The 15042-nt window shown below is 33.1% G+C and carries 15 protein-coding genes; 6 read left to right on the forward strand and 9 right to left on the reverse strand.

Annotation, left to right across the window (positions count from 1 at the left end):
* Positions 1–87: 87 nt before the first annotated feature.
* From NEF87_RS08200 to NEF87_RS08210, 3 genes are all read right to left on the reverse strand, one after another.
* On the reverse strand, positions 88–2766 hold the full coding sequence (locus NEF87_RS08200; protein WP_457919399.1) for a hypothetical protein: 2679 nt from the start codon (positions 2764–2766) through the stop codon (positions 88–90).
* Positions 2767–3113: 347 nt separating this feature from the next.
* On the reverse strand, positions 3114–3692 hold the full coding sequence (locus NEF87_RS08205; RefSeq protein ID WP_371805972.1) for a manganese efflux pump MntP family protein: 579 nt from the start codon (positions 3690–3692) through the stop codon (positions 3114–3116).
* A 204-nt stretch (positions 3693–3896) separates the two neighbouring features.
* Positions 3897–4769: an FTR1 family iron permease gene (locus NEF87_RS08210; protein WP_457919400.1), complete on the reverse strand. Its 873-nt coding sequence runs from the start codon at positions 4767–4769 to the stop codon at positions 3897–3899.
* 626 nt (positions 4770–5395) lie between these two features.
* On the opposite strand from NEF87_RS08210, the gene NEF87_RS08215 reads away from it, so the two are divergent.
* Complete coding sequence (locus NEF87_RS08215; RefSeq protein ID WP_457920122.1) at positions 5396–6565, forward strand: AAA family ATPase; 1170 nt, start codon at positions 5396–5398, stop codon at positions 6563–6565.
* A 260-nt stretch (positions 6566–6825) separates the two neighbouring features.
* Here the strand turns inward: NEF87_RS08215 and NEF87_RS08220 are convergent, their stop codons facing one another.
* The 5 genes from NEF87_RS08220 to NEF87_RS08240 all read right to left on the reverse strand — a co-directional run bounded on the left by NEF87_RS08220 (position 6826) and on the right by NEF87_RS08240 (position 10632).
* Positions 6826–7419, reverse strand: coding sequence for a hypothetical protein (locus tag NEF87_RS08220; RefSeq protein ID WP_457919401.1), 594 nt, complete (start codon positions 7417–7419; stop codon positions 6826–6828).
* Between the two features lie 71 nt (positions 7420–7490).
* Positions 7491–9455: a tetratricopeptide repeat protein gene (locus tag NEF87_RS08225; RefSeq protein WP_457919402.1), complete on the reverse strand. Its 1965-nt coding sequence runs from the start codon at positions 9453–9455 to the stop codon at positions 7491–7493.
* A 109-nt stretch (positions 9456–9564) separates the two neighbouring features.
* A complete protein-coding gene (locus NEF87_RS08230; RefSeq protein ID WP_457919403.1) occupies positions 9565–9888 on the reverse strand; it encodes an Hsp20/alpha crystallin family protein in 324 nt (107 codons plus the stop codon).
* 11 nt (positions 9889–9899) lie between these two features.
* On the reverse strand, positions 9900–10259 hold the full coding sequence (locus tag NEF87_RS08235; protein ID WP_371805977.1) for an Hsp20/alpha crystallin family protein: 360 nt from the start codon (positions 10257–10259) through the stop codon (positions 9900–9902).
* A gap of 31 nt (positions 10260–10290) precedes the next feature.
* Positions 10291–10632, reverse strand: coding sequence for an Hsp20/alpha crystallin family protein (locus tag NEF87_RS08240; RefSeq protein ID WP_371805978.1), 342 nt, complete (start codon positions 10630–10632; stop codon positions 10291–10293).
* A gap of 174 nt (positions 10633–10806) precedes the next feature.
* Between NEF87_RS08240 and NEF87_RS08245 the strand changes: the two genes are divergently transcribed.
* Together NEF87_RS08245 and NEF87_RS08250 are read left to right on the forward strand one after the other, a co-directional pair.
* Positions 10807–11079, forward strand: a complete 273-nt coding sequence (locus tag NEF87_RS08245; protein WP_371805979.1) for a hypothetical protein — start codon at positions 10807–10809, stop codon at positions 11077–11079.
* Between the two features lie 70 nt (positions 11080–11149).
* Complete coding sequence (locus NEF87_RS08250; protein WP_371805980.1) at positions 11150–11629, forward strand: GAF domain-containing protein; 480 nt, start codon at positions 11150–11152, stop codon at positions 11627–11629.
* Positions 11630–11889: 260 nt separating this feature from the next.
* Here NEF87_RS08250 and NEF87_RS08255 read toward each other — a convergent pair whose 3' ends face one another.
* On the reverse strand, positions 11890–12522 hold the full coding sequence (locus NEF87_RS08255; RefSeq protein WP_457919404.1) for a hypothetical protein: 633 nt from the start codon (positions 12520–12522) through the stop codon (positions 11890–11892).
* A 202-nt stretch (positions 12523–12724) separates the two neighbouring features.
* Here NEF87_RS08255 and NEF87_RS08260 point away from each other — a divergent pair, with 202 nt between their 5' ends.
* The 3 genes from NEF87_RS08260 (at position 12725) to thyX (ending at position 15021) form a co-directional block, all read left to right on the forward strand.
* Positions 12725–13273, forward strand: a complete 549-nt coding sequence (locus NEF87_RS08260; RefSeq protein ID WP_457919405.1) for a hypothetical protein — start codon at positions 12725–12727, stop codon at positions 13271–13273.
* A 74-nt stretch (positions 13274–13347) separates the two neighbouring features.
* A complete protein-coding gene (locus tag NEF87_RS08265) occupies positions 13348–14289 on the forward strand; it encodes an MBL fold metallo-hydrolase (protein ID WP_457919406.1) in 942 nt (313 codons plus the stop codon).
* A 75-nt stretch (positions 14290–14364) separates the two neighbouring features.
* On the forward strand, positions 14365–15021 hold the full coding sequence (thyX, locus tag NEF87_RS08270) for an FAD-dependent thymidylate synthase (RefSeq protein WP_457919407.1): 657 nt from the start codon (positions 14365–14367) through the stop codon (positions 15019–15021).
* Positions 15022–15042: the final 21 nt, after the last annotated feature.

The raw sequence follows: 15042 nt of genomic DNA on the forward strand, positions 1-15042 counted from the left end.
TAAATAATCGAAGATAGTTTAAAATTCAGTATCAAAAGCAATAACTAAGCATTGATATTACTAAAATTGAAAAATCCAGTTACCCACCTAGGAAAAATAGATTACTTTCTCACGATTAGATTCCATACCTTTTGAACCCCAATTTTTTGCAAGATTCCGACTTATTCCACTTATTAGCGAAAAGGTGGAAATTGATATCAAGATACTATTCACCACCAGTAATTCAATCCAATCGATGCTTATGTACGGTCCCGAGTTCCTAGGGATATTGGGGATGCTCATATATTTTAGTTGGAAAGCGACGCTGTTTATTATCCAAGCAAATAGTAATCCACTTACGATTCCTATTATTAGTGCAAAGGATAATATGATGAAAGATTTTGCGAGTTCTATTCGAATAATACGCTTTTTTCTTATCCCACGTCCGAGTAAATTGTTTGTAATGCGAGCGTTATTTTTGAAAATTAGGAGTTGAATAATGATGATTTCTATAATAGTAATCATACCAATTAGCAAGAAATCTTTATATACTAAAGCATAAAACCCGGATTCCCCTAATTCGAAAGATAAATTGGCATCTTGGGAAGATAATAATGGATTATCGATTGAAATTCCTTCTTCACTTTCAAGATTGCTGAAAAAATTATTCGAATAGAGTTGAGAATTGAATGTCAAATTCGAAGCAACTAAAATAGATGCAAATATTGCAAAAATGGCGCAGATTTTTGACCAATTTCTCTCACGTAATAATTCTAAGTGTGTTAAAAGATGATATTCTTTAGAACAGATAAAAGCCATTTTTTGTGAGAATTTTGTGAATAGCTTGACTTCATATTGAGAAAAATACTTTACTAAACCGTTGACGAAAAAACCCAATCCAAAGAATACTAATAAAATGAAGAGAGGCAATTCTTCAACCATAAAGTGGATGACATCGATAAGAGAATCAGGGAAAGCAACTTTCAAACTTATATATATTAATCCAAATGGAACAATGGTAAGTAACCCGAATAGGATGCTAAGGCGAGTCCACCAAGAGAGCTTTTTCTTGGTATAAATCTCCAGATCACTTGTTGATTTCTTCTTTTTTTGAGAGAACAGTCGTGTATTTTTCACTTTCTCCTTCTTTTCCACTTTTTTCTTCTTTTTCACTTTTTCCTTCTTTTTCTTTTTATCTTTAGAATCAAGATATTCTTCAGAGAAGCGATCATCCGGGTCAAAATCATCATTTTCAATATTAAAATTTTCGGTATTAATCCGTAAAAATTCAAATTTCTTCAAATTCTTTATCGAAGGAACAAGCATAAGAATGTTAATTCCAAAACTTAACATCACCGCAAAAATAAGTGAGAAGGATGATATTTTGGGTAATAAACGAGTGCTATCCAAATTGAAGAAAAAGGGACCAATAATTTCTTGAAACCCAAAGAAAGGCAATATTCCAAACACAATACCGAGAAAGGCACAGATTGCACCATATAGTAAATGTTTTTGAATATTTAATCGGATTAAAACTATTGCCGGGATTCCTTTTGCCCTTAGAGTTAGAATTTCATTTTGTTTCTGTTTAAAATTGAAATTTGTGAACATTTTACTAAACAAAATAGCGAAAAGAAGCAGAGGTAGGTTTAATAATTGTATTATGAAGCGAGTTTTGCTAAGATCTCGTTGAAAATTTGCAATTTGAAGCCCTAAGTAATCAACTAATGATTCATCCGGAGGAATAGATAGAGTGAGTTTCGCAATCTTGGTTGAAAGAACCGTATATTGAGAAGTTAATTCATCATAATCCAAGGAACTTCGGTCATATATCAATATATATCCCGAATGGGTCCAAGTACTGCGGTGATATCGGTAAGCCATATAATGTTGATCTATATCATAGTATAACCTTTGAAATGGGTGCTCCCAATCAGGTCCAGAGAAATTGTACCAAGAGAATACTGCAGGTTTATCAATTTCAGTAGATTCGACGAATTCTTTTTTGAGTAAGTAATCATTATACACGTAAGAATAAGTAAAATCAGTTTGATCTACAGAAAAATGGGGGTAAATCGGAAGATATATTGCAGAAATACAGACATTCTCAATTTTGAAATCATAAAGGGTGGTTTGAACAGGTTTCTGATAATTCGGATCCTCAAAAAAGATTCCAGTTTTGACAGAAATATTTGTGATTTGACCAACAGATACATTTAGTTTCAAAGCAGTCCCATAATCAAGCATAATATCCGTATTTTGCTTGGGAACTTCACCGTCAACAATTATAAAGAATTCTGAAAATCGAGAAGAATTATAGAAATTATCTTCAAAGACAGCCAGTTGCATTTCAGTTGCATTAATTTTTTTTTTGTATTCCGATTGATAGATAGATTTTGCAGCGAAATCGGAATTTTCATCATTACAAATAAATGATTCTTCCAGATTCACGATCCCATACCGACATATTTCCTGAAAGTCTATCTCACTATCATCCAGCACATCTAATATAGCATCATCATCATCCGCGAAAACTTTGGAATATTCTATCCGAGGTAAGGAAATAATGCTTTGAGTCACAGTTACCCACCATTCTTGTGGATGAATGATTTCGAAATCACTTAAACTCTGAAAATTCTGATCAAAATTATATTCTTGGCTTGCCTCATAAAAATAGCCCAATCCCGATACCATCGAGATTGAAATTGAAATAGATAACAATAGGATCCAATCCCGCTTCGCATCAGATATAATTTGATTCCGATAGAATTTTCTCAGTTTAAACATTTTTATATTGTGTTACATTTCTGTCATGTTTAAATAATTTTGTAAAAAAAAGAATTTCTAAAATGATGAAAAACCATATTTTCATGAACAATTTTGATTTATTTTTGCAAGGAAGTCGAATCAATTTTGTGAAAAAAAAGAACACAATTGTCTCTAGAATATATATTTTCAAACTTGTTGCTGGAGTAAATTCATGATCATTATTATTTCTTAATATTGGGAACGGAATACTGATCATTTCACTATTTATGCACCATATCACTAGCATTCAATTCGTTTTGCTGCCTTGAGAAACTCAAAGGTAGAAAAATATAGAAGATCAGTGAAAATAAGAAAAAAATTAAAAATTACATCAGTAGTAAATGTTCAATCAAAATTTTAATCCCTAGCCCGATAAGGACAATCCCACCGAAAATTTCAGCACGACTTTGAAACAAAGTTCCTAATTTATTACCAAACGAGTATCCAAATAATGAAAATCCCAAGGTTGCCCCAAAAATAATAATAATAGTCCAAAGTATAGGAAGATCGGTTGCAATTAAACTAATTCCGGCCGCTAAAGCATCGATACTAGTAGCAATACCCATGGTAAATAGAACCAGCAAAGTAAGATCTTTTTCTTCACATTCTCCACCATTATTGTGGACAATTCCTTCTTTTAGCATATGTCCACCAATGAACCCAAGTAATCCGAAAGCAATCCAATGATCGATAAAGGCAATCTGTTCGGCAAAAAAACTCCCCAAAAAATAACCTAATAGCGGGGTAGAAGCTTGCACGAACGCAAAAATAAATCCTACTTTCAATGCCATTTGCTTTTTATTCTCGGTAGCCTGAAGTCCGCAAGAAACAGATAAGGCAAGGCTATCCATACTTAATCCTATGCCAAGCATGAGCATTGATATGATAGTTGTAAAAGTGATCATTATAACAAGATATGGAATTAGAAGATTACCAATAAATTTTTCCATTCCAAATTGGGAGGATTTTCCCAATATTTGAAGAGAAATCAGTTATGTTAACGATTTTTATAAATTTGGACATGGATATTATTTGTATACTCCCCATACAAGTGGAACATCAATGATTAAATATTTTGGGAAAAAAAGGAAAATTCAAAATAAGGGAATTTATGCTAAGATATTATTTTTATCAACTGTTTCATCTTGGTCTAAGCAATTCAGAGATTTTGAGATTTCTTTTGCATTTTTAATCGAAGGAACTCCAAAATAAGTGAAGAGTGTAATGGCCAGATAAATGAGGTAAGCAAGGGTTTCAATTAGACTTGGATTTCCATTATATCCAAATATAGCATTTAGTAAAGATCCAAGAGTCCCTTTCTCATAAATCAATGGGTTAATATCGTAAATATGCTCAATAATTGTTGGGATAATATTTGCTTCTTGTAATTCGTGTATTCCATAGGATAATAATCCAGCAGCGACAATTATTAAGAAAAGGGATGTTATATTAAAAAATGCTCTCAAATTAATACTGATAGTCCCTTTGTAGACCAACATTCCAACAAAAATGGCAACGACTATTCCAGCTATAGATCCAAACAGTGAAAAGGATTCTTGGGAAAGTGTTGATGCACTCAAAAATATGACTGTTTCAATCCCTTCTCGCAAAACAGAAATAAACGCGAGAAAGAATATGCCATAGGATTGAGATTTATCTAAGGATCGATTTATCGTAGTTTCTATGTATTTAAAGGATTTTGATTGACGATGTAACCAAACTACCATAGTTGTAATCATGGTCGCACCAATGATCATCATAAACCCTTCAAAAACTTCTTCTACTTGACCTTCAAATCCACCTAAAATCGATTGAAATATTATGGCTCCGAGAATACTAAAAATAATTCCAAGAAAAGTACCCATAAAAACATATTTCCTCTTCTCAAATTGGTCAATTTTTCTCAAATAGGAGAATATGATACCAATTATCAAGGCTGCTTCGAAAGTTTCTCTAAATGTGATTAAGAATTCAATAAACATTTTGTGTTCTCCCTAACTCAATAGATAAGTTAGAATATATATATGTTAGACATACCTAATAAATGAATACTGACATTATGTCTTATAATTTAAAATAAGTAATCAGTTATATTCAACTTTCATGGAACAGATCAGATAACGATACACTCATTTTTGCAATTATAACTCAATTCTTAATAAACATTAGATGATTTGAAATAGATGCAATACAACAGAAAAAACCAAATCTTATTCTTCCTATCCAAACTAAATCTCAAGAATTCAAATATTTAATCAAATTGAGCAATCCATAGATAATTCGACCCAAGTACAGAAAACGAATAAGAATAGAAAAAAGTTTTGAATAATTCTCTTGAATACCAAGAAATCGTGATGTAAGTAAAAACTTTTATTTATACTTGATCTCGACAAAAAGTCACTTACATATCAAGCCCTTAACATGAAATAATACGAATCATTCTTAGAAAAATCAAAAAAATCTCTGACTGTGACATTTAATAACAAAAATTTTCCCTTACAAGATAATTGCCATGCCAAGATCAAAAGCCACACAATACGTAGACAATGATAAATTGTCCACTTTCGAGCCCAATCAACTCACAGAAGAAATCCGTCGCCTCCGACAAATGGAAAAGCTCATCCTTCGCAAAAAACTCGCTATGGAAATGAAATTACAGAACGTCCTGGCAGATCGAGATATGTATAAGCGAAAATTTTTAGAAGCACAGACAAAATTGGAACAATTAAATTTAAATCCTCTTCCAGTAGCGGTTGTTGAGAAATTAATCACAGAAGATGAAAATCGAGCCGTAGTTCGCTTGATTTCAGGCCAAATGTTTGTGTGCCATTATGACCCAAATTTGGCGATTCATGAAGGAGATAATGTCGCTTTACATCAAAGATCGATGAGTATAATGGAAGTGCTTCCGAGTTTCATCGATCCTAACGTAGTAGCTATGGAATTAATGACACTACCAGATACAACGTATGAGGAAATTGGAGGATTGTCACAAGAGATTATGGAGATGCGAGAAGTGATAGAACTTTCTCTTAGTCAACCGGAAGTGTTTAAGGAATTTAACATAAGCCCACCTCGTGGAGTGTTGTTATATGGTCCACCAGGGACTGGAAAAACGCTTTTAGCAAAAGCCACCGCGAATGGAGCTCAAGCCAAATTTTTAAAGCTCGCTGCCCCAGAACTTGTACAAAAATTCATTGGCGAAGGAGCTCGTTTGGTGAGGGAAATTTTTAAGAAAGCTCGGGATGAAAAAGGACCTGTGATCGTGTTTGTTGATGAGATCGATGCCATCGCAGCACATCGAACAGCCGAAAATCAATCAGGTGAGCGAGAAGTAAATCGAACTTTAATGCAATTATTAGCAGAAATGGACGGATTTGAAAATAATGATAATATTCGATTAATTGCGGCAACAAATCGCATCGATATTTTAGATCCAGCAATTCTGCGACCAGGAAGATTTGATCGCATCATTGAACTCCCCCTCCCAAATGAAGCGAGTCGCCAAGCAATTTTTAAAATACATCTCAAAAAAACACCCAAATATGGCATTCATCTTGAAGAACTTGCCCAACGGAGCGATGAGTTAAGCGGAGCAGATATTAAAGCCGTGTGCATGGAGGCTTCAATGATAGCTCTGCGTGATCATTTAAACAATACAAAAAAAGCCCGGAAACGGGTTTTACAAAAGGATCTTTTAAAAGCTATCGAAAATTTTAAAACTAAACGCAAAATTCAATCAAATCCGCCAACTCAATCCGTTGGATTGTATGCTTAACCACAATTCTTTTTTTTCATAAAAAACGAGGAATCTTAAAAAAAAACTCAAAAAACATCCCCATTTTTTCATTTACTTTGAATACAACATCTATCTTTTGGGTTTTCAAAGCTTCTAAGTCGGAATGTTATATTTCTGGAAGTTCTAAAAAGATTTGCGCTATATACCGATTGTAATTACGAGTTTGGATGGCAAATACTTTTTCTGCTTATAACTATAGGAAAAAGACAATCCGATTTGATTCTAATAATTTAAGATTTTTAAATCTCAGGAGTTTGGATTGAGATCTGTTTTCGGTGGGGAACTTGAAACATTTTTTGAGCTGCATACGCAAAATGCTTAGCGAAACTATAATATAGAGTATCTTCAATCACTAACATGAAACTAACCACATACACCCGTGAAACAATATATTCGAGATCCTTCAGTGTTAATCCCCAGATGACGGCATACTTGGGACGAATTGCAAGCATCTTATTAATAAAATCTTCTAAGGCAATTTCTTCAGGAATTTCTACCACCGAAGGAGCAAAATATTTTATTGGCTTAAAACGTCTTCCTGCAGGGAGTTCTTGTTCCCATTGATAATCAGATTCAATATGAACAATGTTTTCCAAATTATAAAGCACTTTGGCTCGGGTTGCATAATGACGGCTTTGCGAATAATAGACAGTATCTCCTACTATTGCGACATATTGACATACCCAAACGCGTTTATGAAATTCTTGCATATCTTTTCCATGAACATCCCAAACAATAACATATTCTGGTCGTTTTTTAAGTATCAAGCGAAGAAAAGTACTTTTGTCAGTTTCTTCAGGATTATCCATTAAAGCAGGTGCAAAGAATCTCATGATTTTAACCTTAGATTTTAAACAATCCTACGCACTTTAAAAATTCACCCATCCATATTCGAGCGCTTTTTTTAGGAGTGATTTTGATCTTTGAAAACTTGAGAAATAAGAAGTTCTAAAGAAAGGCATCTCCCGGGGTTGATAACAGTTCCATTTTGGGCAGAAAAATATAAGCATTCCCAAGCAGATTTATTTTTGCGTAAAAACTTGGTAAATTGACGCATTTTTTGTTTTGCTAAGAAAGATTTTCCCTGAAAGACATAACAGATAATAATTGGATCTTCGTGTTTCAAAAGAATATTATATTTTCCAAATTTTGCCCGATCAAAAGATTCTGAAAAAAATTCTCCACTAAAAGATTGAAACGCGGATAGTAAAGCCCCAAATAATTGATCATCATATTGCCAATCCTTAAGGAATTTGTAAGTAAAGATATTTGGACCGTTCTCACTCATGATATTAAGTAAAAGAGGGGTCTCTGGTTCAATTTTAGAATTATTTACGACGCCATCCCGCAACATCCGTTCCATTTGCGATTCAATTTGCGCCATATCAACTCTTTTGGAAAGGGAAACATCATTATCAGCCATTTTTTCCCACATTGATTGTTTTTCCACAAGTGTATCATGTTCGTTGGATATTTTGATGGCAAATTGTTTTAAACCCTGATTTTCAGCTAAAAGTTGAGCATTTTGATATAAGTGACGAGCTCGTTTATAATCCCATTGAATTAAAGCTAATTTCGCTTGAAGTGAATATATTTCGGCCCAAAGAATATAGGATTTTTGCATTTGAGCAATTTTTAATAATTTTTCAATAATTTGGTCAATTTCATCTATGATTCTTACATCATCCGAAGTTCGGAGTTCAACTAACAATAAGTCACTTAAATTTAACATAGCGATAACGGTAAATTCGTGTCGAATCACTGGATGAGCAATAATTTTTTGGAAGATGGTGGAGGCAATAAAAATATTCCGGGAGCGTAAATTCTGCCTAGTTATCAAAGCACGTGCGAGTTGATATTGAATTTTAATGCGAGGATTATTGAGAGAAGCACCAATTTTTTTTATTTTTGTGAAACAAGAATCCGCTGCAGCAAAATCCTTTTTATCTAACATTACAAGCAATTTATAGTATAAAATATCAACTAATATGATTGGATTACCAACTTCATTTACCAAGGAGAGAGATTTATTTAAATAATACAAGCTGGTGTCCAAATCACCTTTTTGACGATATATTATTCCAATATTTGCAAGTATATCATGTAAATCCTTTTTAATTCCAATTTTTCTTAATAGAAGTTGGGCATCTTTTAAATATTTGAGAGCTACATCCAGATTCCCAAGCAGTTTATGAATCCATGCGATATTATTTAATATTTTTGCAAGAGCTTTCTGATTATTTGTTTCAGTATAGATGGTCAATGCTTCTTCAAGGTAGATTAACCCACTTGATAGGTCGCCTTGTTCACAATAAACAACACCAATTTTTCCGAGGGATTCAGCAATTGAATTTTGATCTCCATAAACTTCTCGAATTTGAAGTGATTTCTGCACATTTAATAAAGCCTTATCCAATTCTCCTTGAAACCAAAAAATATCACTGTGAATGGAACAAATATCTGCAAAAAATAATTTATATTGCTTTTTGTTAAGTGCCGAAGTTTTAATCAATACTTCTAGCTCATCTAAGAAGCTTCGAGATTCAGATAGTTTTCCCAAGCATTTTAATGATCTTGCATGAATACATCCAAATTGAACTTTTTCAACTAATTCAGATGAATTTGATAAATTTTGAAATCCATCATAAGAGTACTTCAAAGCAAGATTATAATCATCTAACTCGTATAACGTTTGGCAATGTAGAAGCTTGTATTGATTTCTTTCTTGAAATGATAGTGTTGAATTATTAGATAACGTTAAGATTAAATCCAAGGCCTCTAAATTAGATCCATCTTGGATAAGAGAATCAATTTTTTTGATCTGATTTAAAGCCATATCACGTACTCTGCTTAATGTATTTTTTCCCATCTAAATAAATGTATTTCTTTGCAGAAACGGAAGCAACCCAACAATATTGGTGAAGAAAGAGATAAATTGTGGAAAAAAAATGTATTTTTTGCCAAGAAAATAGAAAAAATTATTTAACTTGAAGATGAAATGCATCATCAAGGGGATTTTTTACTTTCCCTGAAATATATAAGAGCCCATTTTCATACTTTCCACTTACCGAATCTATATCAATTTCCCATGGAAAATGTCCATGAAGCGAATATTGCGCTTGATCTCGGATGGCTTCCAAATCAAATAGAGTTGGGAGAACTCGAAATTTCACCTTTGATTTATCCACACCGGGAAGATGAACTTCAAGATTCCATTCTTTCTTTACATTTTCGTAATTAAAATGGCTAGTGGGGGTAATTTGATATTTAATTTCTGGCTTATCAGTTGATTTTTCACTCATCGTTATTCCTCCTAAAAATTAATTTCTTTTGCTCCATCAAAAGGGTCAGGAATTTTGGCCCATATGGTTAATAATCCATTCTCATATTTTGCAGTGGTTTTTTCGGGAATAATTTTCTTTCCAAAATTTTGGTTAGCACTGTACATAAGCTGTCCTCTCTTAGCATTAAGATGGAACCAGTTTGGTAAGGATTTAAGGCTTATATCTTCTTTTTTGACTCCAGGTAAACTTACTTCAAAAGTAATTTCCCGTTTATCATAATTTATATTTCTACGCATGTCTGGATAGACTTTGTATAATGTTTCTTGTTCTTCTTTTTTGGATTCTGATTCAGTTAAATTTTCTTTTATATCACGTTGTACGATTGCCATTTTTTTTCATCTCCAATAATTTAAAAAATTATTATTCAATTTTTACCTCATAAGCATGTTCTAAAGGATTGTATCGTTTCAATTCGATTTTCAATAACCCTTCTTCATATTCAGCTTTACTCACTTCTGGCTCTACTTTGATCATTTCAAGATCCAGAGTGTACATGACTTCCCCTCGAGGTGCTCGTAGTGTAAAATAATTAGGTAGGACTTTCATTTCAATATCGGCTTTTTTGACACCTGGAAGTGCGACTTGCACAGTAATTTTATCATCTTTACTCCACACTCCATAGCGAGGAGTCACTTTGTATTTAGGTTCAATTTTATGTTCGGCCATATCAGTACTTTCATTTTTTGTTTCAGTAATTGACATCTTTTTTTTCTCCGTTGTTAGACAACTATTTGTTGTCGTAATATAATAATATATAATAAATATGACTATTTAAAGGTTTTGAAAAATTTCATCTTATGACAACAAAAAGTTAATTTATTGTTAATATTACTAAACTAAAAAAAAATTTATTGGTTAAAAACACTTCATAAATTCATGGGATTTTATACAACCTCGATAAGTGGTAAACTTATTTCACAGCAACAAGGATCAGGAACATTATCCGAGGGACCGGAATATTATTTAATTCCCTCTGGAAAATATGCCCATTGGAAAAAAATCTTAATTCGAAAAAAAACACATCTCTGGCAAGAAGATCCAATTTTGCATCCATTTGTAAATCGCCAAATAAAAATAAAAGCAGACATTACTGAAACTAAGGATACGATAACAATTGATTATATTTCAGTGATTTTGTTAGAAAATTAAGACTAATAATATCTATTCGAGGTCACTTCCATACAAAAAACCTTAATTACTTTCAATTACACCCACATTTATGCTTAGTAACGAAGAAAAGTCAGCTCTTTACAAAGTGATAATAGAAAAGATAACAAAAACACTTCAAAACCTAACAACGAAACAGGAAAAATTTGATATAGTAATTAAAGAATTAAGTAACCTCCCCCATTTTCAATGGACAGGGATTTATGAATACGATGAACCAAAAGCAATGCTTACACTTTACCCGGTTTACATTGGACTTCCAACAGATCATATTAAAATCCAGAAAGGTCAAGGTGTATGCGGAACAGCGGTTGAAACCGGTGAAGATATCATCGTTAAAGATGTTACCAAATTAGATAACTATCTGGCATGTTCCACTCAAACTAAATCGGAAATTGTGGTATTACTAAAGGACAAGCAAAAAATTTTGGGGCAGATAGATGTGGATTCGGATGTTGCAGGAGCATTTTCTGAGATAGATCGTCAATACCTTAATCAAATTGCTGATCTGTTAGTTCGTAACCTAAACTAACAGATTTGAAAGTTATTCATTTGTGAAATTTTCTAAAAAAAAAAGGAATGAAATCCAGCATCACAATCAGCAAAAACCCTACATAAGCCTAATATTAAATGTCTTTAATGTTGAAAATTTATCGGATATTTTATAACGAGACCATTTTTTCTCTATATATTTAGAGTCCTTTGTGAGAATTTCTACAATATGGAAATAATTCTACTTATTTTTATCAATTTAGATTAATAGTGAAGATACAAAAAAATAAATAGGGCACGTTAGATGAATCCTAATGGAATAAAAATCGCTAAAAGTATGATATTCAACCCCCATATCGAACTCAAGACAATTTTCTGAGTTTTTGGCTCCCAATAATAGGCGTACGTGGCTCCCAAAAAGAAGGGGATGTAAACAAACAAAAAGACCGTGAGAGCCCCCCACCATGGATAAACCCAAACAAACGCGGGAGTAGTCACCAGGAATATTTCAATAATAGATGCTAAAGCCGCATTGAAAACACCATAAAAGATTCGGACATTAACCCCCAACACTTTTTCCGTTTTATCTTCTGGTAATAAACGAGTTGTAGCAAGCCCCGCAATTGAAAACATCAAACTCAGCTCAATACCAACCCCAACCAAAATTAAGTATGCAGTCCCGGTGGGAACAGTCCACAATGCATGGTCAGACCAATGTTGAATCAGGGCATTCACAATTTCTACAAACCAATGAATTCCATATAGCATCATTCCCCCTGCAATACCCTTCCAATTTTTCTTGCCCATTTCCGTAAAGTAAATAAACATTACAATTACTAACAATGGAATAACATACCATTGAAAATACGAAGGATCACGTAAAATAGCGAGAGCCTGTGCTGTCGCTTCTGGTTTATTTAGTTCAAAAATCATTTTGCAAATCACATCAAGCTATTAATTTATGCTTTTCCTTTATCCATTTAAAAATTTACTTCCATTTATTTAGAGGTAAAAAAAAAAGCAAAAAAAAAGGCACATTTTCCTCATTTTTTATGGAAAATTCTGTACTTTAAATAGAGAATTTTATCAGTCAATAACTATTTTAAGGAATAAGTTCACTAGTTATTTGAAAATAATGGGAAACAAATCAATTTACATAAAAGTCACTTCAAATATACCTCTATTTACGAAAATAGTGAAGTACATTGATTTATTTAACCATCACTTAAGCGAGCAAATCCAAGGAGGATTCTATTTAGAAGTAGTTGAAGGAGGATTAATCTACATCTATGATGGGATTACGGCTTTCAAAAAAATTAACCGCCAATTTTCTCCCCAACTAATAAAATCCTTTTTAGAAACACATGATCCAATTTTACCTCCAGAAGCGCTTCTAAATGGAGTTTTGGATCGAGCTAATTTCCCAAAAGATGGGGTCATTGTAAATTTTATTGCTCAAACTGAACCAAAAGACCAATATTTATTTCTCAAAGAAGCTCACTTTAGAAGTTATTTAACTACAGGTGTTTCTATTGACACTAAATCTCCAGATGATTTAATTCTTACTTTCCATACCTATGAAGCCCTTTTAAACTACAGTAAATTCTTAGTAGCACTTATCAGTGGATTATTACCATATCAAAAAATATTCACTGATCAAAAGCAAAATGTTCATGAAATTTAGATTCTTTTTTCAAATATTCGAGAATGGAAATTTTATTCGAACGTTTTAAATTTAAGTTTTGATAGTATAATACCATGTCAAAAGCAATTGAATTTGATTCCCCGTATTTTACAATCCATAAATTGCATGAGGGAATCTATGCGACTTTAGGTCTTAAAGACGATTCATATGAATCTAACGCTGGATTTTTTGATTTAGGCAATCATGTTATTGTATTTGATACTTTTCTCAACTACTCTGCCGCTAAAGATTTAAAAAGAGCTGCGGAAGAAATTACGGGAAAACAAGTTTCCATGGTGATCAACTCCCATTACCATACAGACCATGTTATTGGAAATAATTTATTTGACCAATCCGTACCCTTGATTAGTACTCAAGCGACTTATGATATTACAAAAGAGCAAGCAATGAAAAGTGTGCGGGAAATTAAAGCTTTGGATCAAAAAGAAGTAGATGATTTGGAAGCCCAACTGGAAACAGAAACAGATGAAACCAAACGGAAAAATATTAAAAATGAATTGAATTTTATCACCCGAATGCGTAATCCAGAATTTGAAGTAAGACTCCCAGATACGATTATAAAAAAAGAATTAATAATTTATGGAACAAAGCGCACCGTTCATCTCACCAATGTAGGTGAAGCTCATACCGATGGTGACTTAGTTGCATATTTTCCAAAGGAAAAAATCTGTTTTATGGGTGATCTCCTCTTCTCAGACTGTTTTGCTTGGATCGGATCTGGAAAACCTGAGTTACTCAATGAAGTTTTGAAAACCTATATGGATAAAGATATTGACATTTACGTATCTGGACACGGTCCTTTATCAACCAAAGATGATTTAACTATCCAAGTAGACTATGTCACTGAGTTAATTGAAATTATCAAAAAACGCATTGAAACAAAAACAGAAGATACCCCAATATCCAAGTCGGAATTTAAAACAAAAATTCAAAATTGGGATGGAGTATGCTATGAATGGAATATTAATTTTCTCAAAGAATACCTCAAACAATAAGCATTTACATCCTTTATCTGCCATATTAAGCAGATAAGGTAAGAGTTTATTTCTCCTTTTTTCCAATTTCTTACCATGGTAATTGTTATTGAACCGTATTTTGAACGGCTTCAAATCACAGAATCTGACTGGGATAAGGAGGTTATTTTCCAAAGAATTGAATTAGCAGCACGAACATGTTATAAATCGGAAGATCTGATTCAACTTGGATCGGGTGAACGGTTAGTTCGAGGTTTAGTGTCACGAGGGCACTGGGCAATGATTGAATTTGGAGGAATGTTCACGGTGCGTTTTTTCTGTGATAGAGGTTTTTCCCATGAAATTGTTCGACATCGAATGTGCAGTTTTGCACAGGAAAGCACACGATATTGTGATTATACGAAAGGAAAATTTGGAAAAGAAATTACAGTAATCGCTCCACCAGGTCACCTAAAACACAGTCAAGCCTACCAAGATTGGTTGGACGGCATGAAACGAGCAGAAACTGCATATATTGCACTTCGTGACCAAAAATTCAAACCACAAATCGCCCGAGCAAATCTCCCGATTAGTATTAAAACAGAAATATGTGTGGCAACTAACTTACGTGAATGGTTCCACATTTTTGAATTACGTTGTGCGCCAACAGCTCACCCTTCCATGCGTCAGTTAATGATCCCTCTTTTAGATGAATTTCATGAGGTTATTCCTTTTATCTTTGATACTCTCTGGGAAAAATATTGTAAAAAATAGACAAATAAAAGTAAAAAAGGG

This window comes from Candidatus Lokiarchaeum ossiferum (genome assembly GCA_025839675.1).
Taxonomy (GTDB): Archaea; Asgardarchaeota; Lokiarchaeia; order Sigyniarchaeales; family Promethearchaeaceae; genus Lokiarchaeum; species Lokiarchaeum ossiferum.

Excerpts from the sequence above, each read along its gene's own strand:
- NEF87_RS08215 (WP_457920122.1), top strand. The coding sequence starts at position 5,396 with ATGGAAAAGCTCATCCTTCGCAAAAAACTCGCTATGGAAATGAAATTA.
- NEF87_RS08255 (WP_457919404.1), bottom strand. The coding sequence starts at position 12,522 with ATGATTTTTGAACTAAATAAACCAGAAGCGACAGCACAGGCTCTCGCT.
- NEF87_RS08200 (WP_457919399.1), bottom strand. The coding sequence starts at position 2,766 with ATGTTTAAACTGAGAAAATTCTATCGGAATCAAATTATATCTGATGCG.
- NEF87_RS08225 (WP_457919402.1), bottom strand. The coding sequence starts at position 9,455 with ATGGGAAAAAATACATTAAGCAGAGTACGTGATATGGCTTTAAATCAG.
- NEF87_RS08260 (WP_457919405.1), top strand. The coding sequence starts at position 12,725 with ATGGGAAACAAATCAATTTACATAAAAGTCACTTCAAATATACCTCTA.
- thyX (WP_457919407.1), top strand. The coding sequence starts at position 14,365 with ATGGTAATTGTTATTGAACCGTATTTTGAACGGCTTCAAATCACAGAA.
- NEF87_RS08240 (WP_371805978.1), bottom strand. The coding sequence starts at position 10,632 with ATGTCAATTACTGAAACAAAAAATGAAAGTACTGATATGGCCGAACAT.
- NEF87_RS08250 (WP_371805980.1), top strand. The coding sequence starts at position 11,150 with ATGCTTAGTAACGAAGAAAAGTCAGCTCTTTACAAAGTGATAATAGAA.
- NEF87_RS08230 (WP_457919403.1), bottom strand. The coding sequence starts at position 9,888 with ATGAGTGAAAAATCAACTGATAAGCCAGAAATTAAATATCAAATTACC.
- NEF87_RS08220 (WP_457919401.1), bottom strand. The coding sequence starts at position 7,419 with ATGAGATTCTTTGCACCTGCTTTAATGGATAATCCTGAAGAAACTGAC.
- NEF87_RS08265 (WP_457919406.1), top strand. The coding sequence starts at position 13,348 with ATGTCAAAAGCAATTGAATTTGATTCCCCGTATTTTACAATCCATAAA.
- NEF87_RS08205 (WP_371805972.1), bottom strand. The coding sequence starts at position 3,692 with ATGATCACTTTTACAACTATCATATCAATGCTCATGCTTGGCATAGGA.
- NEF87_RS08245 (WP_371805979.1), top strand. The coding sequence starts at position 10,807 with ATGGGATTTTATACAACCTCGATAAGTGGTAAACTTATTTCACAGCAA.
- NEF87_RS08235 (WP_371805977.1), bottom strand. The coding sequence starts at position 10,259 with ATGGCAATCGTACAACGTGATATAAAAGAAAATTTAACTGAATCAGAA.
- NEF87_RS08210 (WP_457919400.1), bottom strand. The coding sequence starts at position 4,769 with ATGTTTATTGAATTCTTAATCACATTTAGAGAAACTTTCGAAGCAGCC.